The sequence below is a fragment of the Azonexus sp. MM2026_4 genome, from assembly GCF_055901855.1.
Genome location: NZ_CM148380.1, coordinates 736,325 through 757,004, shown reverse-complemented (window position 1 = coordinate 757,004; position 20,680 = coordinate 736,325). Strand labels below are relative to the sequence as shown.

At 56.9% G+C, this 20,680-nt stretch carries 35 protein-coding genes; 34 read left to right on the top strand and 1 reads right to left on the bottom strand.

All coding sequences use genetic code 11. The annotated features are described in order from the left end of the window. Nucleotides 1–186: 186 nt before the first annotated feature. The 34 genes from AC0KWY_RS03485 to AC0KWY_RS03320 all read left to right on the top strand — a co-directional run bounded on the left by AC0KWY_RS03485 (nt 187) and on the right by AC0KWY_RS03320 (nt 20,179). Nucleotides 187–720 (top strand): DUF3577 domain-containing protein, encoded by a 534-nt coding sequence (locus AC0KWY_RS03485; protein WP_474028261.1) that lies wholly within the window; start codon nt 187–189, stop codon nt 718–720. 100 nt (nt 721–820) lie between these two features. Beyond that, complete coding sequence (locus tag AC0KWY_RS03480; protein ID WP_474028260.1) at nt 821–1,345, top strand: hypothetical protein; 525 nt, start codon at nt 821–823, stop codon at nt 1,343–1,345. Between the two features lie 32 nt (nt 1,346–1,377). Next, complete coding sequence (locus AC0KWY_RS03475) at nt 1,378–1,656, top strand: hypothetical protein (protein ID WP_474028259.1); 279 nt, start codon at nt 1,378–1,380, stop codon at nt 1,654–1,656. Nucleotides 1,657–1,967: 311 nt separating this feature from the next. Further along, nucleotides 1,968–2,240, top strand: coding sequence for a hypothetical protein (locus AC0KWY_RS03470; RefSeq protein ID WP_474028258.1), 273 nt, complete (start codon nt 1,968–1,970; stop codon nt 2,238–2,240). 14 nt (nt 2,241–2,254) lie between these two features. Next, the gene (locus tag AC0KWY_RS03465) at nt 2,255–2,806 is read left to right on the top strand and encodes a hypothetical protein (protein WP_474028257.1); all 552 of its coding nucleotides are present in this window, start codon (nt 2,255–2,257) and stop codon (nt 2,804–2,806) included. Nucleotides 2,807–3,380: 574 nt separating this feature from the next. Further along, nucleotides 3,381–3,983 (top strand): DUF3275 family protein, encoded by a 603-nt coding sequence (locus AC0KWY_RS03460; RefSeq protein WP_474028256.1) that lies wholly within the window; start codon nt 3,381–3,383, stop codon nt 3,981–3,983. Between the two features lie 422 nt (nt 3,984–4,405). Next, nucleotides 4,406–5,515 carry a DUF6094 domain-containing protein gene (locus AC0KWY_RS03455; protein WP_474028255.1) on the top strand — a complete coding sequence of 370 codons (1,110 nt, stop codon included), beginning with the start codon at nt 4,406–4,408 and terminating at the stop codon, nt 5,513–5,515. A gap of 9 nt (nt 5,516–5,524) precedes the next feature. Next, nucleotides 5,525–5,701: a hypothetical protein gene (locus AC0KWY_RS03450; RefSeq protein WP_474028254.1), complete on the top strand. Its 177-nt coding sequence runs from the start codon at nt 5,525–5,527 to the stop codon at nt 5,699–5,701. A 59-nt stretch (nt 5,702–5,760) separates the two neighbouring features. Then, nucleotides 5,761–5,940, top strand: coding sequence for a hypothetical protein (locus AC0KWY_RS03445; protein ID WP_474028253.1), 180 nt, complete (start codon nt 5,761–5,763; stop codon nt 5,938–5,940). Between the two features lie 200 nt (nt 5,941–6,140). Next, nucleotides 6,141–6,542, top strand: coding sequence for a hypothetical protein (locus AC0KWY_RS03440; RefSeq protein ID WP_474028252.1), 402 nt, complete (start codon nt 6,141–6,143; stop codon nt 6,540–6,542). Between the two features lie 83 nt (nt 6,543–6,625). After that, complete coding sequence (locus AC0KWY_RS03435; protein ID WP_474028251.1) at nt 6,626–7,021, top strand: hypothetical protein; 396 nt, start codon at nt 6,626–6,628, stop codon at nt 7,019–7,021. Nucleotides 7,022–7,100: 79 nt separating this feature from the next. Next, on the top strand, nt 7,101–8,081 hold the full coding sequence (locus tag AC0KWY_RS03430; RefSeq protein ID WP_474028250.1) for a hypothetical protein: 981 nt from the start codon (nt 7,101–7,103) through the stop codon (nt 8,079–8,081). A gap of 116 nt (nt 8,082–8,197) precedes the next feature. Further along, nucleotides 8,198–10,483 carry an SNF2-related protein gene (locus AC0KWY_RS03425; RefSeq protein WP_474028249.1) on the top strand — a complete coding sequence of 762 codons (2,286 nt, stop codon included), beginning with the start codon at nt 8,198–8,200 and terminating at the stop codon, nt 10,481–10,483. 72 nt (nt 10,484–10,555) lie between these two features. Further along, nucleotides 10,556–10,741, top strand: a complete 186-nt coding sequence (locus tag AC0KWY_RS03420; RefSeq protein ID WP_474028248.1) for a hypothetical protein — start codon at nt 10,556–10,558, stop codon at nt 10,739–10,741. A gap of 78 nt (nt 10,742–10,819) precedes the next feature. Continuing rightward, a complete protein-coding gene (locus AC0KWY_RS03415) occupies nt 10,820–12,217 on the top strand; it encodes a DNA cytosine methyltransferase (RefSeq protein ID WP_474028247.1) in 1,398 nt (465 codons plus the stop codon). 238 nt (nt 12,218–12,455) lie between these two features. Next, nucleotides 12,456–12,734: a hypothetical protein gene (locus tag AC0KWY_RS03410; RefSeq protein WP_474028246.1), complete on the top strand. Its 279-nt coding sequence runs from the start codon at nt 12,456–12,458 to the stop codon at nt 12,732–12,734. A 316-nt stretch (nt 12,735–13,050) separates the two neighbouring features. After that, complete coding sequence (locus AC0KWY_RS03405; RefSeq protein WP_474028245.1) at nt 13,051–13,281, top strand: hypothetical protein; 231 nt, start codon at nt 13,051–13,053, stop codon at nt 13,279–13,281. Nucleotides 13,282–13,615: 334 nt separating this feature from the next. Then, nucleotides 13,616–14,131, top strand: coding sequence for a hypothetical protein (locus tag AC0KWY_RS03400; protein ID WP_474028244.1), 516 nt, complete (start codon nt 13,616–13,618; stop codon nt 14,129–14,131). Nucleotides 14,132–14,171: 40 nt separating this feature from the next. Next, nucleotides 14,172–14,540, top strand: a complete 369-nt coding sequence (locus tag AC0KWY_RS03395; RefSeq protein ID WP_474028243.1) for a hypothetical protein — start codon at nt 14,172–14,174, stop codon at nt 14,538–14,540. Between the two features lie 15 nt (nt 14,541–14,555). Continuing rightward, entirely contained in the window at nt 14,556–14,777 is a 222-nt protein-coding gene (locus AC0KWY_RS03390; RefSeq protein ID WP_474028242.1) for a hypothetical protein, read from the top strand. 19 nt (nt 14,778–14,796) lie between these two features. Continuing rightward, nucleotides 14,797–15,000, top strand: a complete 204-nt coding sequence (locus AC0KWY_RS03385; RefSeq protein ID WP_474028241.1) for a hypothetical protein — start codon at nt 14,797–14,799, stop codon at nt 14,998–15,000. 15 nt (nt 15,001–15,015) lie between these two features. Further along, entirely contained in the window at nt 15,016–15,213 is a 198-nt protein-coding gene (locus AC0KWY_RS03380; protein ID WP_474028240.1) for a hypothetical protein, read from the top strand. A 13-nt stretch (nt 15,214–15,226) separates the two neighbouring features. Then, nucleotides 15,227–15,511 (top strand): hypothetical protein, encoded by a 285-nt coding sequence (locus tag AC0KWY_RS03375; protein WP_474028239.1) that lies wholly within the window; start codon nt 15,227–15,229, stop codon nt 15,509–15,511. A gap of 34 nt (nt 15,512–15,545) precedes the next feature. Beyond that, entirely contained in the window at nt 15,546–15,866 is a 321-nt protein-coding gene (locus AC0KWY_RS03370) for a hypothetical protein (RefSeq protein ID WP_474028238.1), read from the top strand. Between the two features lie 18 nt (nt 15,867–15,884). Then, nucleotides 15,885–16,088, top strand: coding sequence for a hypothetical protein (locus AC0KWY_RS03365; RefSeq protein WP_474028237.1), 204 nt, complete (start codon nt 15,885–15,887; stop codon nt 16,086–16,088). Between the two features lie 23 nt (nt 16,089–16,111). After that, nucleotides 16,112–16,366, top strand: a complete 255-nt coding sequence (locus AC0KWY_RS03360) for a hypothetical protein (RefSeq protein WP_474028236.1) — start codon at nt 16,112–16,114, stop codon at nt 16,364–16,366. A 28-nt stretch (nt 16,367–16,394) separates the two neighbouring features. Further along, nucleotides 16,395–16,634: a hypothetical protein gene (locus tag AC0KWY_RS03355; RefSeq protein ID WP_474028235.1), complete on the top strand. Its 240-nt coding sequence runs from the start codon at nt 16,395–16,397 to the stop codon at nt 16,632–16,634. Between the two features lie 254 nt (nt 16,635–16,888). Continuing rightward, nucleotides 16,889–17,401, top strand: coding sequence for a hypothetical protein (locus AC0KWY_RS03350; RefSeq protein ID WP_474028234.1), 513 nt, complete (start codon nt 16,889–16,891; stop codon nt 17,399–17,401). A 100-nt stretch (nt 17,402–17,501) separates the two neighbouring features. Continuing rightward, nucleotides 17,502–17,720 carry a hypothetical protein gene (locus AC0KWY_RS03345; protein WP_474028233.1) on the top strand — a complete coding sequence of 73 codons (219 nt, stop codon included), beginning with the start codon at nt 17,502–17,504 and terminating at the stop codon, nt 17,718–17,720. A gap of 74 nt (nt 17,721–17,794) precedes the next feature. After that, nucleotides 17,795–18,064 (top strand): hypothetical protein, encoded by a 270-nt coding sequence (locus tag AC0KWY_RS03340; RefSeq protein WP_474028232.1) that lies wholly within the window; start codon nt 17,795–17,797, stop codon nt 18,062–18,064. A 10-nt stretch (nt 18,065–18,074) separates the two neighbouring features. Then, nucleotides 18,075–18,476 (top strand): type II toxin-antitoxin system PemK/MazF family toxin, encoded by a 402-nt coding sequence (locus AC0KWY_RS03335; protein ID WP_474028231.1) that lies wholly within the window; start codon nt 18,075–18,077, stop codon nt 18,474–18,476. 109 nt (nt 18,477–18,585) lie between these two features. Continuing rightward, on the top strand, nt 18,586–19,320 hold the full coding sequence (locus AC0KWY_RS03330; protein ID WP_474028230.1) for a DUF7168 domain-containing protein: 735 nt from the start codon (nt 18,586–18,588) through the stop codon (nt 19,318–19,320). Nucleotides 19,321–19,432: 112 nt separating this feature from the next. Continuing rightward, the gene (locus AC0KWY_RS03325) at nt 19,433–19,789 is read left to right on the top strand and encodes a hypothetical protein (RefSeq protein ID WP_474028229.1); all 357 of its coding nucleotides are present in this window, start codon (nt 19,433–19,435) and stop codon (nt 19,787–19,789) included. A 189-nt stretch (nt 19,790–19,978) separates the two neighbouring features. Next, complete coding sequence (locus AC0KWY_RS03320; protein ID WP_474028228.1) at nt 19,979–20,179, top strand: hypothetical protein; 201 nt, start codon at nt 19,979–19,981, stop codon at nt 20,177–20,179. An 88-nt stretch (nt 20,180–20,267) separates the two neighbouring features. Here the strand turns inward: AC0KWY_RS03320 and AC0KWY_RS03315 are convergent, their stop codons facing one another. Then, nucleotides 20,268–20,636: a hypothetical protein gene (locus tag AC0KWY_RS03315; RefSeq protein WP_474028227.1), complete on the bottom strand. Its 369-nt coding sequence runs from the start codon at nt 20,634–20,636 to the stop codon at nt 20,268–20,270. Nucleotides 20,637–20,680 lie beyond the last annotated feature (44 nt).

Below are 20,680 nucleotides of genomic sequence, written 5' to 3'. Positions count from 1 at the left end.
CGTAGAAATAGAACCGCACTTGTTGTACGTTCGCTAGGCAACCTAGCAACGGTGACCAGTCAGCCCCTGCAACTGGTACAGCCTTCGGGCTCGGGGTTTCTTCTCAGCATCAACCATCCGAACGGGATATCCACCTCCGTCCGGGATGTGTGCGATCTCCCGTTTTCTTTTTTTCAGGAGATCGTCATGTCGAATCAACAACAATCCGCTTCCGTCGCCAACGAATACTTTGACCTGCACACCCGTGGGATCGGTTACCTCAACCGCACTCGCCGGGTTGAAACCAAGGGCAAGGGTGGTCGTCGCAGCGAGCCGTACCTGGCTTGCAGCATCAACGCGCTTCACGGCGCCGTGAGCGATCCGAGCACGTCGATGTTCGATTGCCGCGTCTCCGGTGCTGATGCCCAGGAAATCGTCGAGGTTCTCTCGCCGCTTGTGCTGGCGAAGGATCAGAACGACAGGAACATCAACAAGGTCGTGGTCGGTTTTGTCATCGGCGACACCTATGCCCACCTGTATGAACGCAAGGTGCGTGAAAACGGTCGGGACACCGGCACAACCGAAATGGCTTGCCTCATCAAGGGGCGGCTGCTTCAGATCACCTACGTCAAAGTGAACGATGAAGTTGTGTATCACAAGGACAAGGAAGGGAAGATCACCACCTCCCTGGCCCTTGGGGCATCGGACGACGAACCCCGTCGCACCGGTACCCACGATTAAAGCTTCAGCCTCGGCGTAATCAACAAGCGGATCCTTCTCTTTGAGAGGGGTCCGTTTTCCATTTCAGGGAGACGAAACGAGATGGGCAAGATTCATTGTAATGACTGATGTTTTGGGGCTTCGTGATGCCATTGGTGTTCGCAGCACGTCCTTTGAGATAAGCCCGAACGATTTCATCGAACTGATGAGATTCAGCCAACCTGGTTCGTATGAAGACCTTCTGGTTGCTTGCGATAACATCAAAGCAAAATATCCCAGTCGTGCTGATTACGAAAGTCTGGTTGTTCGACTCAACGAACTTGGCGATGAGCCGCGACAACCTTCTGACGAAGAGATTCGTCAGGCTCGGTTTGCTGCAGACTATTGTCTCAAGCAACGGGAGGATAAAGCTGCGGAAGCCAAACTACAGACGGATGCCTGGAATTTACTGCGGGAAATGGCGTCCCCGCGACTCATCCAGTACATGGTTGCTACCAGGTTTGATCAACTTGATATGTTCGCGTGGGATGCCCGAAGTGGGAAAATTCCGCCCCTTACACAGGAAGAGATTTCGGCAATCAAGCTCTATTACGATTCGATTCACCAGAATGGTTGTGAATTTCTTCGGCAACCTGAATACCGCTGAATATCGCGATGCTAAATAAAAGGAGTGAATCAATGCAAACCATTGAAACCCACGATGGTCGTCAGGTGGCGATGGAATCCTTTGAGCGTGTGCTAGCCGCACGTCGCTCGCAAGGCATTCCAACGCGTTTCGTAATTGATAATCCATCAAATGGGGACATTGCTGGACCAGATGGTGGATATGTTGAAGCCTTCGACGTTGATGAAGCCTGGAATAGGCGTGCAGCTGAATCAATTGGCGGAGGCGTTACGCCCGAGCAGTTGAAAGCAAACGGTTACCGTATTCGAGTTTATCTTGTCGATCTCATCTAGTTCGCCAGGCTAGGGGCGCGATGGACGCAAGCGGCGAATTCGAAGGGGTTTGTTTCCTCTTAACAGCAGTTCTCCCGCAAGGGAGTGCTGCCCAAAGCCTCCAGGCGACGGACGTTTTGGGCAGCATGAATTTCCAGCGTTTTGCGTGTGATCGCTAAAAACACGACGCCGCTTTGCGGTGGTGACCTGTCAGCCCCTGACACAGGTACGGCCCTCGGGCCTGGGGTTTTATTTTGAAATTTAGCAGCAATTCTCAAGAAAGAAGTTGCGACCTATGGGCATATGCCCTTTCTTTTAATTAGGAGATGAGCATGAAAACTGAAGATCATGTTATTGGTTACGAAGGCAAAGAATATCAAGTAAGGCTTGATATTTTTACCATGGATCAGTGCGAGGCAATTGATGTCTATGACCTTCCGTCTGATCTTTATTCCAGCGGCGGCTACCGTATCGAGGGTTTTGTCAACGGGACCCCGGCCGGAACGCGCTTCTACAGCGGTAATCTCGGCTCTGATTACTGGGGCGCGAGTTCCGATACCGTGGCCCGTGATTTTCTGCGGGGTTGGATTGCTTCCGAAGCTTAATTGAGGAGATAAAGATGCAGTATTTGATTGATGTGTTGCGCGTTGACTATGTAAATGGTCGCGTCGGTAATTTTCAAGAATGGGATAGTACGCATGATACGATCGAGGCCGCTAATGGTCGTATCGAAGCGCTTCGTGCCAATAAGCGAATTCACCAGATTGTGTTGCTTAGTTGGCAAGCGGGACGGGTTCAGCCGAATGCTCGTGTCAGGCAGGGAGACTCTTCGCGTAGCGTTGCGGGCGGAATTCCAACGCAGACGATAATTGTTCATTTGTTCCGGCCAATAATCCGGGAGATTTGGGCTAATTCTCCTCTTGCGCTTTCTGGCTATATTTTTGGTGATTGGCAGGCCAACGAATCGTCGGTGGGTATTAAACCGACAACGCAACCAGCGCCTGGCCATACCCTGAAGCCGGACATGGCGATTGAGGGAAAGCCAATCCATATCGTGGCTGGACTGCGTGCTGAATCGTTTGGTGAATATGCCAACAACGAGCCAATCACTGCGATGATTCGCGGTGAAGGGTGGAAGGACTTTCCGAAGGTGTATCCGATGGGACAGTAAAGCTATGTCTTGTCTCGTCAAACTCCCTGATGGAACATGGATTCGCGGAAGCAAGCGAGTGAAGCGAATTACCAATGCAACCATCTTTCCTCATCCAAGCGCCGCGAAAGCGGCATTGTCAAATAACGCGCGCTCCTGTATGACGTGCAACGGTGCCAGTATGTGAGGCACAACTGTGGTAAATTGCAGCCGTTTTTGCCATACCGGCAGTTCTCCCGCAAGGGAGTGCTGCCCAAAACCTCCAGGCTATGGACGTTTTGGACAGCATGAATTTCCAGCGTTTTGCGTGTGATCGCTAAAAACACGACGCCGCTTTGCGGTGGTGACCTGTCAGCCCCTGACACAGGTACGGCCTTCGGGCTTGGGGTTTTATTCAGATGGGAGCTCCCTGGTCGTTCAGATCCTTCCAAATCCCGATCCATAGCAACCCATGTGCTTGTGGACTTGGAATTCCACTCGCGCACTTTCAACAAAACCCGCCGGCCTCGAAAGAGGTTGGCGGTTTCACCCTCTCGCATCACCCAACCCCGCCGGGATAATCTTCCCGACGCGGCAGGTTCCCCGGCTTTTTCTCATGGAGAACCTGATGTCCATATCCATACCCGGAAAGTTGCGCATCAAGCGCATCAATGGGGCCAACGGCCCGTTTTGTGTCGGCGATCTCGAAACCGAGCTCGGGGAGTTCCGCGTCAAAGATGCGGTACTTGACCAGTTCGACGACGGGCTCTACGACGGGCTGTTCTGGATTCGACAGATATATCCCAAGGCATACACGTCATACGGCCGGATGGTCATCGAAATCCGTGCCGAATTGGCAGACCTGCAGATCGAAGGCCACGCTCGCGTCAATGCAGACAGCCGAGACCTGGTCGAGCCCGATCCCGCGAAGGAAGAATCGCCGCCGGTGGCGCCCGACTTCGTCGATCCGCCAAAGGTGAAACCTGCCGCTGCTGAAAAGCGGCAGCGTCCGTCCTCAAAGCCGCAAGCACCAGCGACCGATAACGCGGCCGATCAGTCCCTGTTCGGCGAGCTGTTTGACGCCGTTGCCGGCCGACAGCCCGTCAAGCTGGATCCGACGATCGACCGCATTCAGTTCCGCTTGCAGCGGGATCGTCTCAAGTCTTTGGGTTATAGCTTCAACGCCGGCTCGCAAAGCTGGCTGTTCAACCAGGCGTAGTTCAGAAAGCCCCTTCGCGGGCTTTCCCATGCATTGCAGTGAATGCATGGGAAAGCCTGTCCGCAGGTGGTTTTGAATCAGGTGGGCGACTGACCGACAGGTCGCGGCTTTTTGGCGCTTCGCGCTCATGTTTCGGCATCCTGGCCCTCGTTCTGGATGCCCCGCACCACTGAATCGGCGCGGAGGGGGCTTGATCAGACGATTGCTTTGTCCAAACAGAACCCGCGACGGGTTCCCCAAGCGTGCTTGCTGAAAGCGTGTTTGGGGAAATCGTCGCACCTTCGGGTGACCGAACGCCTGTCAGCCCCTGAAACAGGCAAGGAAGCATCGCTTCTCCGGGGTTTTTTGTTGTTTGCTGCCCATCGGGTCTCTCCCGGTGGGGAGTTCCGTGGGTTTCTTCTTTCTCTCAAAGGAGTCTACTCATGGCATTGATGTTTTCAAGACTGGCCCACAACTTCATCAAGAACGGGTATTTCCCGACGGATGAGGTGACGCTGGGGCGCATTGTCACCGCCCTGTCCACGGACGCCGCCGGCATCCGGATTTGCGATCCCTGCTGTGGCGAGGGGACTGCGCTGGCCGATCTCAAGCAGCACTTGGGTGAGGACGGTGCGGCTGTTCAGGCCTTTGGGGTCGAGTTTGATTCCGAGCGCGCCTGGCACGCAAAGACCCTGCTCGATACGGTATTGCACAGTGACATCCACGACGTCTCTTGCTCGCCGCGCGCGATGGGGCTCTTGTTTCTCAACCCGCCCTACGGCGATGTTGTGGCCGACAAGGGGCAGATCGGCGATCAGACCAAGCGCGAACGGCTGGAAAAGGTCTTTTTTCGTCGCGCGCTGGGCATGTTGCGCTACGGCGGCATCCTGGTTCTGATCGTCCCGCATTACGTGCTGGACGCTGAATTCTCGACCATGATCTCCCGCAACTTTGACCGGGTTCGCTGCTTCACCGCACCGGAAGCCCGCTTCAAACAAGTGGTGATCTTCGGCGTTCGCCGGCGCAACGCGGGTCGGGTTGACGCCGGTGTTGTCCAAACACTGGAGGCTTTCGGCCGAGGTGATCGCCTGGTCGAGGTGCTGCCTGAAATCTGGCCGGAAAGCCCTTACGTGGTTCCGGAAGCGGATTTTGCGGAAGCGGACTTTCGGTTCCATGCGGTCCGGATCGACGCGCCTCAGCTCGAAGCCGAGTTGATGCGGTTTCGCAGCAATACCTTGTGGCCCGGGTTTGGCATGCAGTTCGGCCAGGTGCAGCAGGCGCACCGTCGGCCGTTGCGCGCCATGCGTCCATGGCACCTGGCGTTGGCGCTCGCCGCAGGGCAAATCTGCGGTGAGGTGCGATCGCCAGATGGCAGGGTGCTGTTGGTCAAAGGGGATACCTACAAGGCTAAGCGCGAGCACGTCGATGTCACGACGCACGATGACGGCTCGGTGACCGAGACGCACACGCTGACAGACATTTTCGTGCCGGTGATTCGCGGCCTGGAGTTCACCCCGGGCGCGCGGTTGGGTTCCGTTGTTTCCATCAGCTAGGAGGCGACCATGGCAGATGAAAACCAGCTATTTGAAATTGGTTTTCTACGGTATGGGCACATGCATTTCGGTGAGTGGTGCCCACCGCAGCAGACCACGAAGAAGATCCGCGCACCAAGCGCCAAGGAAGCACTGAAGCTTGTCCGTCGCCGCTACCCGGGCGAGGGGTACAAGGTATTGAAGTAGGTCACGGCCAAGGGCTCGCGCAAGCGAGCGCCTGAGCCAACAACAAGGAAACGAGACACATGGAATATGCGATTTTCTATACTGGCCCGAACCAGCGCGAGTACATCGAGTTTCACGAAGGGGATGAAAAGAGCTTGGCCAGCTACCTGGATCTGCTTCAGGAATGCGGGGCGCACCGAATTTCGACACGGGCGCTCGATGATGAAGGAATTTTCGACCTGAGCCTGCCAGCCTCTTGACGGGGGTTGGCGGGGAGGTGATATCCTAGAACCGCTTCAGCAGTACCGTCGGCATGCAATGTGTCGGCGTCAAATCCAGTCAGCCCCTGTAACTGGAGCAGCCGCAAGGCTTGGGGTTCATTTAGCGCTTTACCACCCGAACGGGAGATTCCATTCCCGACCGGGGTGCGATCTCCCTTTTTTCTTTTCAGGAGATTGCAATGATCAACAAGACCCACGATCGAAAGACTCAAACCGCCCAAGGTGCCATGGACCAACTGGATGCAGCAATGCGTTCGATGGACGTCACCCAGTGGCAGTGCTTGGTATCTCGTATCACCAACCCGACCACGGCACGGATCATTGTTGATTTTCTCGACAGCGACCCGAAAGCCAAGCTCCAGTATGCGGGGATCTACGTTCGCGCCTGCGAGACCGTCCAGTTGTCTCGCATCCGCTACGCGAAGGCCAAACGGTGGGGAGAGCGTTTCGCACGCCTGATGTCCTGGCTGTCTGCAGGCACCAGCAAAGCTCGCCCGCACCAGGCTTCCAACGTTGAAATGAGCGCACGCAATTCGTCCGGTCAGCAATCGCAGACCTGGCCGGTGCTCAACATCAACTGATTTTCGCCAATCCTCAAACCCGTTCAGGGGGACAAGATCCCCCCGACCGGGCGGCTTGTCCCCAGAATTTACTGGAGCAAGCCATGTTTGTACTGACCGAAACCACCGCCACCGACGAGCAACGGATTGCCGCCCTGGGAACCACCGACGGCGCCTTGATTCGCGGCGTCTTGCGAGTCATGCGTGACGAGGTGTTCATGTTGACGCTCGATAGCCTCGACGACGTCATTTTTCGCATGGGTGCGGAGCAAGCCCGCGCCATCCTTTTCGGCCGGATTGCACGTCCCTATGTCGGCGTCGAGATCTTCCTCGGACAAGAGAGAGAGCTCGGCACTGACGGCAACTTCGCAGAACGGCCGCTGGTCATTGCGCGTTATCCGTCTCCGCAGGCCGCACTGCGTGCAGCAGAGCGTGCCAGTAACCGCCGGCCGGATGCGCTGGTGATGGCAAAAGCCAAGCCCTACCAACTGCCGATCTGATCGGTTTTCTCAGACCAAGCCCGTTGCAGTCGATCCGACAGGATCGGCCGCCACGGGCTTTTTTGCTGGAGTTCCTTCGATGCAAAGCTCACTTTTTTCTATCCGGGAATTCGCCGATGTGTTTGTTGATGCCGCAGTACGCGATACCAACGGTGATCTGGCGTTTCTCTCGATGTACGGCCGCGATACCGTGATCCTGCAGTTCCTGGCGTCCTTCAGCCTGCCAACCGGGCAGGGCGGCCGTCGGGACTTCACCTTGGTTCGAGGCCATGAGCAGCATTGCATTGCGTTGCCCGAGCCCGAGAAGCTGCAAAAGCTGACCGGGCGCCTGCCGCGTAATACGCTGTTCGGTAATCTGACTCACACCTGGTTGTATGGTGAAGGCGTGATCAAGCCGGATCGGGCAAATCGTCGGGCGTTGCTGTTGCGCCACGATGATTCCGAGTCCGTAGAGGCTTTCGATGATCGCATCTGGCTGCTATTGCGCGAGCTGTGCCCTGTTCCGTTACTCGACCACTGGCGCTGGCCATTGATGGCCGCCCTGGATGACGAGCTGGTGACTCCGTTGCAAACGACGGACACACCGCCAATCGGCAAGGTGGACGGTGCCGCGATCGCTCTGCCGGATGGGTTTGAGGAGATCGTGTCGATGGCCGTGGCCACTGGTGCGCTGACGCTCAACGAGGCGGATATGCCGGGCGATGCCGGGCAACGAGTTGCACGAGCTGCTCAAGCGGCGCTGCGCGCTCAAGCCGAGACCGACACCCGGGTGCCGTTGTTCGAGCTGGGACGAGTGGTTTGTACCCAGGGCATTCAGGATCTGATTGATGCCAATGTGGTCAACCCGATGCATCTCCTGCGTCGCCATGAACTGGGTGACTGGGGAGCCTCGTCGGACGGCTATCGAAATGACCAGGCGCTTCGTGATGGCTCGCGCATTTTTTCGGCCTATCCGATTGAGCCCGAGGAACCGTGCTCCGGTAGCGGTGGAAACACCATCTGGATCATCACCGAGGCGGATCGTTCGGTCACGACCTTGTTGTTGCCGAGTGAATACTGAAAACGTACCACCCATTTTCTAACCGCCGTCCATTCGGCATCCATCAATCACCCTCGCGGGAAGCACGCTTCCCATCGGGGAGGGTGTGACCCGCAAAACGCTGCGGAGCGAGCACCATGACCATCCTCAAACCTGCCGCTGTGTCGACCACACTGCCGGCCCCCGTCGAGATGTCTCTCGGCGATTTCGTATCCACCTTTGGCGAATCCTTGCTCGACGCAGTACGCGAACAGAATCCGCCGATTTATGACGGTCGGCCCCACCCGGGACGTGACCGTGTCCTCGATGGCCTTGCGCGCCGACCCTTTGAACCACAGCGCGACGTTGTGCAGGCCTGCGCGGCGCTGATGATCGATGCCGGTGACCCGTCGGCGATCATCAATGCCGAGATGGGTACCGGTAAGACGATCATGGCAATCGCGACAGCAGCCGTCATGCACGCCGAGGGCTACGAACGGGCGCTGATCATTTCGCCGCCGCACCTGGTCTATAAGTGGCGACGGGAGATCAAGCAAACGGTTTCCAATGCCCGGGTCTGGATCCTCAATGGTCCGGATACGCTGCGCAAACTGTTGGCCTTGCGAAGTTTGCGTGAGCGGCCGAGCGTGCCGGAGTTCTTCATCCTGGGCCGTGTCCGGATGCGCATGGGGTTTCACTGGAAGCCCTCGTTTGCCATCCGGCGGACGGTGTATCGCGACGAGATCGGTGGCTTGCACCATGCACGCTATGCGGCTTGTCCGGACTGCGGTGAATACTTGACCCACCAGCTGGTCGACGGCACGGATATCCCGTTGTCGCCAGACGTTGCGGCGGTCGAGCTCGATCGAGATCGACGTTCGTGCCCGGCGTGTGGCGCCAGGCTGTGGACCTTGTCCCGCAAGGGCAATGCCATGCGTTCGCGGCGTCAGATCGTGCTCGATGCCTTGAAGCAACTCCCGACGATCGGCGAGAAAACCGCTGATCGCCTGGTGGCAACCTTCGGGGAGTCGCTCCTGGGCGGCATGCTTGAAGACAACGTCTACGAGTTCATCAACCTGATGGATGAGAACGGCGAACTGGTGTTCAGTGATCGGCAGGCGGTCCGGATGGAGCGGGCGATGGCCAGCATGGAGTTTTCGATTGGCCAAGGGGATTACCAGGCGACCGAGTTCATCAAGCGCTATCTCCCTCACGGCTATTTCGGGCTGCTCGTGGTCGACGAAGGGCATGAGTACAAGAATCAAGGCTCAGCCCAAGGTCAGGCCATGGGCGTGCTGGCGCGCAAGTGTCGCAAGACCCTGCTGCTCACCGGTACGCTCATGGGGGGCTACGCCGACGACCTTTTCTTCTTGCTGTGGCGCCTGAATCCGAAGGCCATGATTGCTGATGGCTACCGGGTCAACGCCCGTCGCTCGCTCGGTACCGCATCGATGACCTTCATGCGGGACCATGGGGTGCTGAAGGACGTGTTCAAGGAAACCTCGGGAGAGGCCCATCGAACCGCCAAGGGGAAGCACGAAGCCAAGCGCACGGCAAAGGGCGCGGGGTTCGGCCCCAAGGGCATCATGCGCTACGTCCTACCGTGCACGGTCTTTCTCAAGCTCGCCGATATCGGCGCCGGCGTCCTGCCTGGTTACCGCGAGCATTTTGTCGAGGTAGAGATGACCGAGGCTCAGCAAGCGGCTTACGCGAAGCTCTCGATGTCACTCACCGCCGAGTTGCGGCATGCGTTGGCGAAGGGCGACCCCACGTTGCTCGGGGTGGTCCTGCAGGTGCTGTTGGCCTGGCCGGACTGTGCATTCCGTGATGAGCTGGTGAGGCATCCTCGCTCCAGGGCGACGCTGGCTTTCCAGCCGGCGGTGTTCAGCAACGACGAGTCGATGCCCAAGGAAGAGGCGCTGCTCGATCTGTGCAAGCGGGAGAAGCGGCGAGGTCGCAGGGTCTTGGCCTACTCGGTTTATACCGGGACGCGCGATACGACGACACGGCTGAAGGTGATGCTGGAACGTGCAGGTCTGCGCGTGGCCATCCTGCGCGCAAGCGTGGATGCCACAAAGCGGGAGGACTGGGTTGCTGACCAGGTCGATCGCGGCATCGATGTCTTGCTGACGAATCCGGAGCTCGTGAAAACCGGTCTCGACTTGCTCGAATTTCCGACGATCGCCTTCATGCAATCTGGCTACAACGTCTACACCTTGCAGCAAGCCGCCCGCCGGTCCTGGCGGATCGGTCAACAGGAAGACGTCGATGTGTATTTCTTCGGCCACCGGGGAACGGCACAGATGACGTGCCTGGAGCTGATGGCCAAGAAGATTGCGGTATCCCAATCCACTTCCGGCGACATGCCGGAATCCGGATTGGACATCCTCAATCAGAACGACGACTCGATCGAGGTCGCGCTGGCCAAGAAATTGGTCGCGTAGTTTCAGCATCATTTTTCAACCACGCAGCAGGGGAGCCCGGAAGGGCTTCCCCTGGGCATTTGGAGACCCCAGATGTATGAGCACGAAATCAGCAGCAGGGCGGAAGTTGTGATCGGACTGCTCAAGGAGGCACAGCAGCAGCACGACACCGCGCGCACGGAAACCGAACGGGAGTATTGGCGCGGCCGGCGTGACGGGCTGCAGTTCGCTCTGGAAACCATGAGCGGCCGCGAGTATCTCGGCGGCGAGTTGCACTGACAGCACGCCCAATTTTTCAATCACCACCCTTGCGGGGAGCGCCCGCAAGGGGTTCTCCGCATCTCTTTGGAGAATCGCATGAAAGCAGTATCCATTTTGAGTATGCGCACAAAGCGCGGTTCGCCCCATATCTGGGTCGAATCGATTGCCACCGGCCGGGCCGGCTTCGAGCCTGGCGTGCGCTTTGCTGTTGAACGGCATGGCAACGGGGTCTTGCTCCGTGTCGCCGAGGATGGTGAACGCCGGGTTTCCCGGAAGGTTCGCGGCCACAGCATCATGCCGGTGATCGATATCAACTCACGAAACGACCTGGCGCCGCTCGATGGCCATGAGTCCGCCCGGGTGGTTTTTGGTGACCGTCACATTTTCATTTCGCCGCTGGCCAGCGAACTGCGCCGGCGCCGCCGCTTGGTTCGCCTGCAGGCGCATCTGGCGAACGGCTGTCTCGAGACATCGAGCGTGGCAACCGGTGGTGGCGTGCTGTCTCATGCGCTGCATGCCGGGCTCCAGGATGTCGGGCTGCAGGCCATCTCGCTGCTGTCCAACGAGATCCGGGCTGACCTCGCGGAACACGCAATGATCCACAACGATGCCTTTGGCGACCAGACCATCATGGCCAACCTGCCCCTGCAGGAACTGGCCTTTGATGATGAAGTCGTCCGGCGCTTACCGGAGGTCGATATCGTCGATCTTGGCCTGCCCTGCAGCGGTGCTTCGAGGGCAGGGCGGACCAGCAACAAGATCGCCCTGCCTGAGCAACACCCGGCAGTCGGCCATCTCATCGCACCCGCGATCGCGCTGTTGGCCAAGCTCAACCCGGTGGCGTGCGTGATGGAAAACGTGGTCGCCTACGCGAGCAGTGCGTCTGCAGCCGTCCTTAGGGGTTATCTCGCTGATATGGGGTACGACGTCCATGAGCGTGAGCTACTGGGCACCAACTGGGGTGAACTGGAAGCCCGTCAGCGCTGGTTTCTGGTCGCTGTCACGAAGGGCATCCCGTTTGATTTCGACGCCCTGCAGCCCGGGGAATATCCCGAGCGGCGCCTGGCGGATGTCATGGACAACATCCCGCTGGACGATCCCTGCTGGAGCACCATGCAGTACCTCAAGGACAAAGAGGTGCGCGACCAGGAAGCAGGGAAGGGGTTCAGGATGCAGATTTTCGACGGCAGCGAGCGAAGCATCGCGACCCTGACCAAGGGGATTGCGAAGCGCCGATCAACGGACCCGTTTTTTCGTCATCCGCAGGATCCTGACTTGTTGCGTTTGCCTACCGTGAGGGAGCACGCGCGCCTGAAGGGGATTCCTGAGCATCTGGTGTCAGGATTGGGCCAGACCCTGGGGCACGAACTGTTGGGGCAGAGCATCGTTTATCGCCCTGTCCGGGCTATCGCCCAACTGCTTGGGGAATCCTTGTTGGCATTTCAGTTGGGGGTCATCGCGCCAGGCGGCCAGAAGTTCAAGGCTGCAGCATGACACAAGGCAGTTAGGAGAAGGCAACATGGAAATTCAACAATCAAGAAGCTTGGTCATTAATGCGCCCGAGTTCTTTCAGGACTCAGCATTCATGGCGTGGCTCAATAGTTAAGGCTGCCGCCTGAGAAGTGGCGTTACGAGAACGGCCACGTAAAACTGGCTCGTTACATTCAAAAACCCAAGCGGGGACACCCATCCCCGCAATGGGGATGCTCCGCGATTCACATGGAGTAGCAAAATGGTTCGGAAATATGATCAGGCGGTTGGATTTTCGCTCGGCGGATTCACCGTGGGGCATCGAGCGTCAGTTGGCTTCACCAAGGCAATCGCCACCATCGTCGGTATTAAGGACGACGGTGGCCGCCGCAAAGTGACCATTGAGTTTGTGGAACCTCAACCGGTGGATGAGCCGGAAGGCGCAACCGCAAAACGCTTTGAACTGGATTCTCGGGCAATCAAGTCCACTTGGTTCGAAGCGGAGACCGTCGTCTTCGAGAACTTGCTTGTAGGGCAATGATTTTCGGTCCCCTAACGACTTCATGGCGGATACCCGCCTTGCTAAAAAGCTGCATCGCAGCGCATCCCGTCTCGGGATGTAATTTCTGTAGTTTCAGCCGCCGTTCTCCACTCTGGGGTTCGGCGGCTTTTCCGTTCCTGACTTGGAAGGGCGGTCCCTACGAACTGAATACCAAGCGTGCCAGGAACGCGGTCGGCGAAGTGGTCGAGTACCTGGCCGCCGATAGCCTGCAAAGTTACCTCAAGGGGCTATATCGCGCCGCGCGAGATGTTCGAGACGGTGCTATGATGGTACGCATTGAGTACCGCATGTAACCATGACCGAACAATCACAACAGGAATATCTGAAAGCAGCCAAGGCCGCGCTTAACGTGGAATGGGATGCTCTCGCAGCACTGGCTGGAATAAAGCCCCGCGCCCTGAAAACGTACCGCATGCCAGAAACTTCCAAAGATCATAGGTCATTGCCTGACCTTGCTCGGCGGGCCATCGACAGCCTTCTAATCGCCCACCAAGAAAAGATTCAAAAGGCATCAAAAACCGCTTGACGCGGTACGCATTGCGTACCAGAATAGATTCGCTGAAATGAATTGTTGACGCTCCGACTGCGCCAGTTGCAGCCCAAGCTGTCCCCAGTTTACGCGACTAACTGAGGCGTAGGAAAAGAACATGCATAGGACGCAATCCAGGCGCCGACGTGAGCATTCAAACAGCGGTTGCGTGCGCAGGTTTTCTCGTGCTCTGTATTTCGCTTCGCGTTGGGGCTGGATTGAACTCCTCAACCCTTTTGACGGCAAATAACAAGCCGTTCGTTGGTCGGCGTTACGCAAGGCGGGAACCCGTGCGTAACGCCTAACCACCTCAAGCTGATTGGAGATTGACATGGCTATCAATACTTTACACCAAGAATCACAACCTGAATTCGCTCAGGTGGCACGCAGATGCGGGATGAAGGGAATCCGGATCGTAGCAACTGGCGTTGCGATGCTCGCTCTACTAGGTAATGCAATTGACCACTGGACTGTCGTGGTCGATGTCTGGTCGGCAGTGTGGGCTACCGTGGTCTGGGCGCTCTCGGTCGGCGGGTATTTTTGGGGGGGTATATCGATGGGTGGCTTGGCGCTGTGCGTGTCTGCCTGGGCCTCGTGCGTTGACGCGAAATTACGTCCTGAAAAAAGCCAGTCAAAGACCTTGTTGTTTTGGGTATGCGCGGTTACTTTGGTTTTGTGGGTTATGGCATCAATTACATTGCAATGGACATACGTGTCCTTTGATGATTTGAACACCAATCAGCAAATCGCTGTTGTCGCCATATATGCGCCTTATTTTTTAATTTATCTGATCATCCTTGGCCATATTCATAGTCCCGATGAGTCTGGCGAGCAACCAGGAAAATAATATATGAGAAAGCTGCTTTCCAAACCAAAAGAGGCTGGCCATGCGGCGTAGCGTTCTAGCCTTTATTGCATGGCTCATTCTGCTCGGGCCGGCTTTGCAGATCGGCAAGGTATTGCAGTCCCATATACATCCTGGCCCTGTGGTTAAAGTCAGATTCGAGGATGGCGCGGTGATGGATGGTCAGATGCGGTATCGGATTGATGGCTCTGAATGGGTAGTCAACGCCGCCGGCGTGGAGCGCAAAATCGACCCGGCACAAATGGTGGTTATCGAAAGCATTCCGCAGGCTGGCTTGCAAACTGAGCCGTTCAAGATTGCCATGATCTGGCCGGGGGTTCTGCCTCTCATTCTCTTGACACTTGGCTTGTTGGTGTCTGTGATGCCCAGAAACAAACTTGTGAACCCATAGGAAAAGGAAAGGAAGATGGCTCTTGAATGCAATCTCCAATTCGAGTCTGGCCCATTGCCGGTGCGCGATGATGGCGCCCTGGCGCTGGTCAAGCTGCGCCCCGAAGCGATGGCCGCTCGCGGCCTTGAATACTACGACCAGCCGGTAGTAGTGTCTCGCTGGAGCTGCAAGCTCAAGACGACGCTCGACCCGCTGCGCCTCAGCTACGAGGACGTGGCTGGCTGGATCGAAATCTAACCAGGAAAAGGAGCCAGTCATGATGAACGAAGCCCAAGGACGCAAGAAATTCGCTGCCTACTTCCTCGATCTGAAGGCTTCGATGGCGGCCGAAGGTGGCGCAGTCGGTAAATCGACTGAATGGGAGCGTTGCATCGAACACTGGATTGAAGAAGGCGAGGCGCCGGCCGATGCCACTAGCTGGAAGTGTCCGCGCTCGCTGGAAGCTGAACTGAAGAAATAGAACGGAAAAGAGGTCATGCTTGAAACCTCAATCCAATGGACATGCGACGGGTGTGGCGAAACGGAGATCTGGCACGAAATGAATGTCTCCAAAAAAGACGTTCGGGCAGCATTAAAAGAGAGCGGTTGGCAGTCTTTCGGCGTGCTCGACTACTGCCCCAAGTGTGTCAAAAACGGCAATGCCAAACGTCGGGAAACCGACATGAATCACTGATCAGGAAACGGATATGGCCTTTAAGCCCTTTGCAAAGCCGAGGCCCGCAGCAGAGAGTGAAGCCGAGGCTCAAAAGGAAGAACGTGAGCGGTTGGGCTTAATTGAGGCTCGCGTAGCGAAGGTTGCTGCCTTGAAGGCGCAATCGGCTTTGAATAATTGGGAGATAACCTTCGTCAATTCGATGCACTACTTGGCAACAACCTTCGGCATGACGGGCACGCTTGGCGAAAAGTTGGCAGACCTTACGCCTAGTCAGGTAGAGCAACTTGAGCGGCTTTGCGCGAAATATGGCGGCTAAATGGCACCGCTACCCGACACTAAGGAAAAGAACCATGGACTTTGAGCGCATTGCGCTAATTGCTGCCGGGGCATTCCTGGCGCTCGTGGCAGATTGGTGCCTCACGTTCTGGCGACGTGCAGAAAACCAGCGAGCCCAGCAGGAAGCCGAAGCGGTATTGAACCAACATGGGCTGTCGGCGCACCTGTATATGCCGGGAATCGGTATTGACGATCCGGTCCTTCATCACGCCCTTGATCGTGTCGCGTTTTCAGGGCGCATCGTTGTAGACCAGGGGGGCAGAGTGATTGGCAAACTGTTGCCAAAGGTTGAGAAGGGTCCGCATTTGCGACTCGTCGTGGATAATTCGAAGTAGATCGGGAAAGGAGCAGGTATGGACTACATGCAGGATGTTGAGCAGGCGCGGCAAGCGCTCGAAGCCGCGATGCAGGAACTCGAACCGCTACGGGCAAGCATGCCGGATGGCGCAGACAAATTGCGCATATTGAATGCGACGACGCATCTGGTAACCGCATCGTTGGCGCTCAACTTCCGCGCACCGGGCGTGCCGAGTCGTCTTGACTTCGTGACCAAATAACCAAGACAGGAAAAGGAAATCAAGTGGAACTAAATCAAATTGTAATGGCTGTCACCATTGCGGTCGTAATGGCGGTTGCGTTCGTCAAGGCGTATCTGTGGATGCGCGACGGCGGGGCTTATTACGCGCGGTATCCCGGCGCAAAGCTGCTTGATGATGCCGCTAAGCAGGGAAAATTGCCCGCTGGTGGGGCCGATACAATCATTGCGCGGATTGGCATGGCCAATGATCCTGCTGATGAACTAAAAAATCTGCGTCGCGAACTCAACCTCAAATAGATCCAGGCGTATAGGAAAAGGCGTCCAGATGTCCGTCCTGCGCGAAGCCAAGAGCAAACTCGAAAAGCTCGGAGTGGCGTGTATTTTGTCGCCGATGAGTCTTCCCCAAGGAATGACTGTTTCGCTTCACATCGGAGAAACGGAGCTTGCGGCTATCGCTGCGAACGTCGCGTTGACGCAGGGCGGGGTTAACGCTCACAGCGTTATCGAGGCTAATCAATTTGCTCAAGAAGTCGCCTTCTCGGCAGATGAATTTAAGCGGATGTAGGAAAAGATACCAGTGAGGCGGTTTTTTCGAGGGTGGCGTGCCATCTTGGAAAAAGCAGATATTGGGTGCAAAATGCCCATGCAATTTGAGTAGCACCGTCGTCACGCAATGTGCGACGTCTGAATCCGATCAGCCTCTGCGATCGGAGCGGCCGCAAGGCTTGAGGCTCATTTAGTTTTCACCCAGTCGGGAGACCACCTCCCGATCCGGGGTCGTGCGGTCTCCTTTTTTCTTTTCATGAAAGGAGACATCCCATGAAGTATCAAGAGTTCGATGTGCCGCCGCCCTTCGAGCACGCCGCGATCCGAAACAGGGTTGTGGTTAAGTCGTCTGGTTTGCCTCGTTGGTCGAACGGGCAGCAACCGCCGTCCATCGACGAAATTGTCGATGTGACGATAAATCGCATCGGACTGGCCAGAGTGATCGGGTACTTCGTCGAATCTGGCTACCTCGGTTTGCTGGTGAAACCTATCGATCCCCCTGCATGGTTCACTGCGCAGAACGGCTTTGATGCCACGGCGCATGTCTTTGGGGCAGAAATCCAGATCGGCGACTATGCCGAACCGGAATTGAACGCTCCAAGCCAGGCACAGTTGGCCGCTCTGCAACGGTTCGCCACCAGGAACGGGCGTCGTTGGAAAGTCATGCTGCTTCAAGCCTGGGGCAGTGGGGCCGACGAGAAGGAAACGGACGGCCCGCTGCTACGCCAAGTCCGAAATCAGTTTGGCTCGGACTGGCTGTGTACGGCCTGCAGGATCCGCCCGTAGTCATCGACCACGGGAATTTCAGTTCAACAACCCAGCACGGGGGATTTCGTTTCCCGTCAGGGTGCGATCTCCCTCTTTTTTATTCTCGAAAGGAGTTCGCATGTATTTTCAGAGCCAAGCGGAATATGTGGCTTACCACTCGCCTACTCAACGCGCTGAACGTGCAGCGCAGGCAGAGCGCCACCACTCGATGACCGTGGGCAGCGCACTGTTGTTGTTCAACGATGGTGACGTGAGCGGTGCGCGCCAGGTGCTGTTCGATGGCGGCATTTCTGACGAGGGCATCGCCGAGTACCTGCGTCAGTGGGGTGGGGAGTAGTTTCCGGCTGCCCTTGAATTGTCGTGGTTTGGAATATATATTGGATATATACCAACTACTTCGGAGCTACGACAATGTCTGCCAATCTTTTGTTGAAATTTCGCCAAAAAGACACGTCCTTCGGGGTTTCGCGAGAAACCCTGAAGGCGCTTTCCAAGGAGCTCGACATGGCTGAAACCGCTGTCGTACATATTGCCCTGGCGAACTTCGCCAAGGCGACCCTGCCGGCCTATGAGGCAGATGATGGTCCGCTGACGGAATCGGATATTGACCGGCTGAAACAGTCCGCTCTTACGAGGGCACCGAAAGGACGCCTGCTGAGCAAAAAGTCGTTGCTTGGTTGAGGGGGGAACTATGTGGCCAGTACCCGAGCCGGGCGATATCGTCTGGTGTCGTTTTCCGGAAAGACCACGTGATGTTCCTGGCCCCAAACCGAGACCGGCGTTAGTGCTCGAAGTCAGTCAGTATGAAGATGGCCACCTGTTAAAAGTGGCTTACGGCACGTCCAAGAAGGTCAACCAGCTAATGGCGGGTGAGTTCGCAATTTGCAAATTGACGAATCCGCTCGGGTATCAATTGGCTGGCCTTGCCCTCGATACCAAATTCGATCTCCGCACTGTGGTCGAGATTCCATGGGATGAACTGTTTTTTGCCGTCCCCCCACGGCCGGAACACGGGCAACACCCTAAGCTGGGCGTTTTGCACCCGAGTTTGGTCAAAGTAGTGGCCAGCGCATTGCGCGCGATTTCAAAGTAAGTCTCACACGACCGGCTCCCTCGCGGGGCCGGTCAAATTTCATATTTACCACCCTTGCGGGACTGTGCCCGCCAGGGTGCCGTTCCGCGTTAATTCTGGAGAAACCACCATGAATAACGAGCTTGAACGGATCATCGACAAGGTCAAGAAGTGTATGGCTCTGTCAACGTCGGACAATCCCAATGAGGCCGCCGCCGCGTTGCGCCAGGCGCAGGCCTTGATGCGAAAATATGGCCTCGACGAGGCTGGCCTTGTTGCTTCTGAGGTTGGCTCGGCCGACGTTGATTGTGCCTCTGACAATGGCACCAGGCCGCCGGCCTGGGAGTCGATGTTGGTGACGCTGGTGGGGAAGGCTTTCGGTTGTCAGGGGATGTTCCTACCTGGTGCGAAAGTGAACGGCCGTCGCGCCGGCGGCGTCTATCGCTATCTCGGGATCGCCGCGCAGGCCACCATGGCTGCGCATACGGCGACCGTGCTGTTGCGGCTATTGCGGACGTCTCGGCTGTCACATGCGAAGCAATTGCGCGACGAAGCGAAAGCGGAAGGCTGGAAGGCGACGAAAGCCGAAGAACGCTCTGCCGCCGATGCCTTTTGCTTGGGATGGCTGATGGCGGTTCAAAAGCAAGTAGTGGCATTCGCGAACCCGCCGGCGATCGAGCAGGCCATCCAACGCCAATTGATTGAGAAAACCAAGGGCCGAACCGCGAAGGCTGCGCCTGGCCGCATCAACCAGTTCGATCAATCGTCTGTAGCCGATGGCTGCAAAGCTGGCGGCGATGTGCGGTTGCATCGACCGGTGGAGGCTGCAGGTAATCCTCAGCGCGCTTTGTCATACCGTGGATAGGTGGGCAGCGAACTCGGCACCACCGCTCCATGCGGCTCTGGCAGCAATGCCTAAGGAGTCCAGGGATCGGTTGGTGCGCTGGGCGCTAACTGCGTCAAAGCGCGATCCTCGGGTGAGCCCTGCTTATCTCGACAAGCTGATGGCGCCGTCGGGGCCGGGCAGGGCGCGCTATCGTGGCGTCGTGTGTGTCGTTGATGGTGTCGTCTACTACCGGGAAAGTTCGCGGCCGTTTGACGACCACGGAAAGCCCGGCAGCCTGTTACTGCCCAAGTGGCGGAAATGGGCGGCAAAGGCATCCGTCCAACACAAGGCATCCCTGCAGACGCTGATCTATCCGCTGCCTGGCTACTGGGTGGAGTGGGAAGTCCTCGGTGCATGTGAGGTGCTGGGGATTGACTTCGAACACCTAGCTGACCACGAAGATGAAGCTGCGATATCTACTGCAGCGTCAAGCGCAACAAGCATTTGACCAACAACTAACACCTCGGAGGGGTTTAATCGCCCTTCTGGGCGAACCTCTCCGTGGCTTTTTTATGGAGAAACGAAATGGCCCATGAGGCTTACATTGTTGCCGAGCTCGAAGACGCAGGCGATGCTCCGTCCTATTGCGTGAGCTGCGAATGGAAAGGGTCGGCAAGTGAATTCCCGAGGATTTGCCATGTCCCGGGATCTAGAAATCATCAGCAAGGGGCGGTGCGTAAAATTGCTGGAAAGTGAGCTTGATGACATGCGAACCATCGGCTGTGGATGGTTTGCTTATGCCCAGCAGCGTCTGGACAAAAATCACGCCGAGACTTTGGTCTATTTCTCCCAGTACCCGGCATATGCATCACGTATTGCGGGGCTTGTCTCTCGCTAAACCAAATGGAAATTCAAATCAGGCCCAGCATTCCCCCTCGGGGAGGCTGGGCCTTTTTACTGCCGGAGCGTGGTGTCAATGAGGGAAATCAGGAGTGCGCTTCAAACCAGCAAACCCATGTTTGAGCAAAGTCCTCAATTTTGGCGATAGCATCGTCCGTGTGTCGTTCAATGCCGGACAAGACTAGGCGCTGGGCGGTGAGCTCGACGAGGATCGCATCCAGGAGCGGCGGAACATCAAGCTGCTGAGTCGCAACAGTGGGCAGGAGGCGTGCGATACGCGTGTGTCGATTTAGTACGCTGTCGCGCTCCTCTCGTAGGGTAAGTATGCCCTCTACCGTGCCTTTGAAAGCGAATTGGTATTTTGGAATCGGCCAACCTCGTTGGCGAAGGCGGTGTAGGAAGATGACCATTCCAGCACTGTACAAAAATACAGCATAGCGGGCAAGTTTAGGCAATCTCGATTGCGGAATGCGCGGACGCTATAGCAGCGAAAGACGGC

Bases quoted from the DNA above. Each gene is read 5' to 3' on its own strand.
- AC0KWY_RS03485 (WP_474028261.1), top strand. From the start codon at position 187: ATGTCGAATCAACAACAATCCGCTTCCGTCGCCAACGAATACTTTGAC.
- AC0KWY_RS03480 (WP_474028260.1), top strand. From the start codon at position 821: ATGACTGATGTTTTGGGGCTTCGTGATGCCATTGGTGTTCGCAGCACG.
- AC0KWY_RS03475 (WP_474028259.1), top strand. From the start codon at position 1,378: ATGCAAACCATTGAAACCCACGATGGTCGTCAGGTGGCGATGGAATCC.
- AC0KWY_RS03470 (WP_474028258.1), top strand. From the start codon at position 1,968: ATGAAAACTGAAGATCATGTTATTGGTTACGAAGGCAAAGAATATCAA.
- AC0KWY_RS03465 (WP_474028257.1), top strand. From the start codon at position 2,255: ATGCAGTATTTGATTGATGTGTTGCGCGTTGACTATGTAAATGGTCGC.
- AC0KWY_RS03460 (WP_474028256.1), top strand. From the start codon at position 3,381: ATGGAGAACCTGATGTCCATATCCATACCCGGAAAGTTGCGCATCAAG.
- AC0KWY_RS03455 (WP_474028255.1), top strand. From the start codon at position 4,406: ATGGCATTGATGTTTTCAAGACTGGCCCACAACTTCATCAAGAACGGG.
- AC0KWY_RS03450 (WP_474028254.1), top strand. From the start codon at position 5,525: ATGGCAGATGAAAACCAGCTATTTGAAATTGGTTTTCTACGGTATGGG.
- AC0KWY_RS03445 (WP_474028253.1), top strand. From the start codon at position 5,761: ATGGAATATGCGATTTTCTATACTGGCCCGAACCAGCGCGAGTACATC.
- AC0KWY_RS03440 (WP_474028252.1), top strand. From the start codon at position 6,141: ATGATCAACAAGACCCACGATCGAAAGACTCAAACCGCCCAAGGTGCC.
- AC0KWY_RS03435 (WP_474028251.1), top strand. From the start codon at position 6,626: ATGTTTGTACTGACCGAAACCACCGCCACCGACGAGCAACGGATTGCC.
- AC0KWY_RS03430 (WP_474028250.1), top strand. From the start codon at position 7,101: ATGCAAAGCTCACTTTTTTCTATCCGGGAATTCGCCGATGTGTTTGTT.
- AC0KWY_RS03425 (WP_474028249.1), top strand. From the start codon at position 8,198: ATGACCATCCTCAAACCTGCCGCTGTGTCGACCACACTGCCGGCCCCC.
- AC0KWY_RS03420 (WP_474028248.1), top strand. From the start codon at position 10,556: ATGTATGAGCACGAAATCAGCAGCAGGGCGGAAGTTGTGATCGGACTG.
- AC0KWY_RS03415 (WP_474028247.1), top strand. From the start codon at position 10,820: ATGAAAGCAGTATCCATTTTGAGTATGCGCACAAAGCGCGGTTCGCCC.
- AC0KWY_RS03410 (WP_474028246.1), top strand. From the start codon at position 12,456: ATGGTTCGGAAATATGATCAGGCGGTTGGATTTTCGCTCGGCGGATTC.
- AC0KWY_RS03405 (WP_474028245.1), top strand. From the start codon at position 13,051: ATGACCGAACAATCACAACAGGAATATCTGAAAGCAGCCAAGGCCGCG.
- AC0KWY_RS03400 (WP_474028244.1), top strand. From the start codon at position 13,616: ATGGCTATCAATACTTTACACCAAGAATCACAACCTGAATTCGCTCAG.
- AC0KWY_RS03395 (WP_474028243.1), top strand. From the start codon at position 14,172: ATGCGGCGTAGCGTTCTAGCCTTTATTGCATGGCTCATTCTGCTCGGG.
- AC0KWY_RS03390 (WP_474028242.1), top strand. From the start codon at position 14,556: ATGGCTCTTGAATGCAATCTCCAATTCGAGTCTGGCCCATTGCCGGTG.
- AC0KWY_RS03385 (WP_474028241.1), top strand. From the start codon at position 14,797: ATGATGAACGAAGCCCAAGGACGCAAGAAATTCGCTGCCTACTTCCTC.
- AC0KWY_RS03380 (WP_474028240.1), top strand. From the start codon at position 15,016: ATGCTTGAAACCTCAATCCAATGGACATGCGACGGGTGTGGCGAAACG.
- AC0KWY_RS03375 (WP_474028239.1), top strand. From the start codon at position 15,227: ATGGCCTTTAAGCCCTTTGCAAAGCCGAGGCCCGCAGCAGAGAGTGAA.
- AC0KWY_RS03370 (WP_474028238.1), top strand. From the start codon at position 15,546: ATGGACTTTGAGCGCATTGCGCTAATTGCTGCCGGGGCATTCCTGGCG.
- AC0KWY_RS03365 (WP_474028237.1), top strand. From the start codon at position 15,885: ATGGACTACATGCAGGATGTTGAGCAGGCGCGGCAAGCGCTCGAAGCC.
- AC0KWY_RS03355 (WP_474028235.1), top strand. From the start codon at position 16,395: ATGTCCGTCCTGCGCGAAGCCAAGAGCAAACTCGAAAAGCTCGGAGTG.
- AC0KWY_RS03350 (WP_474028234.1), top strand. From the start codon at position 16,889: ATGAAGTATCAAGAGTTCGATGTGCCGCCGCCCTTCGAGCACGCCGCG.
- AC0KWY_RS03345 (WP_474028233.1), top strand. From the start codon at position 17,502: ATGTATTTTCAGAGCCAAGCGGAATATGTGGCTTACCACTCGCCTACT.
- AC0KWY_RS03340 (WP_474028232.1), top strand. From the start codon at position 17,795: ATGTCTGCCAATCTTTTGTTGAAATTTCGCCAAAAAGACACGTCCTTC.
- AC0KWY_RS03335 (WP_474028231.1), top strand. From the start codon at position 18,075: ATGTGGCCAGTACCCGAGCCGGGCGATATCGTCTGGTGTCGTTTTCCG.
- AC0KWY_RS03330 (WP_474028230.1), top strand. From the start codon at position 18,586: ATGAATAACGAGCTTGAACGGATCATCGACAAGGTCAAGAAGTGTATG.
- AC0KWY_RS03320 (WP_474028228.1), top strand. From the start codon at position 19,979: ATGTCCCGGGATCTAGAAATCATCAGCAAGGGGCGGTGCGTAAAATTG.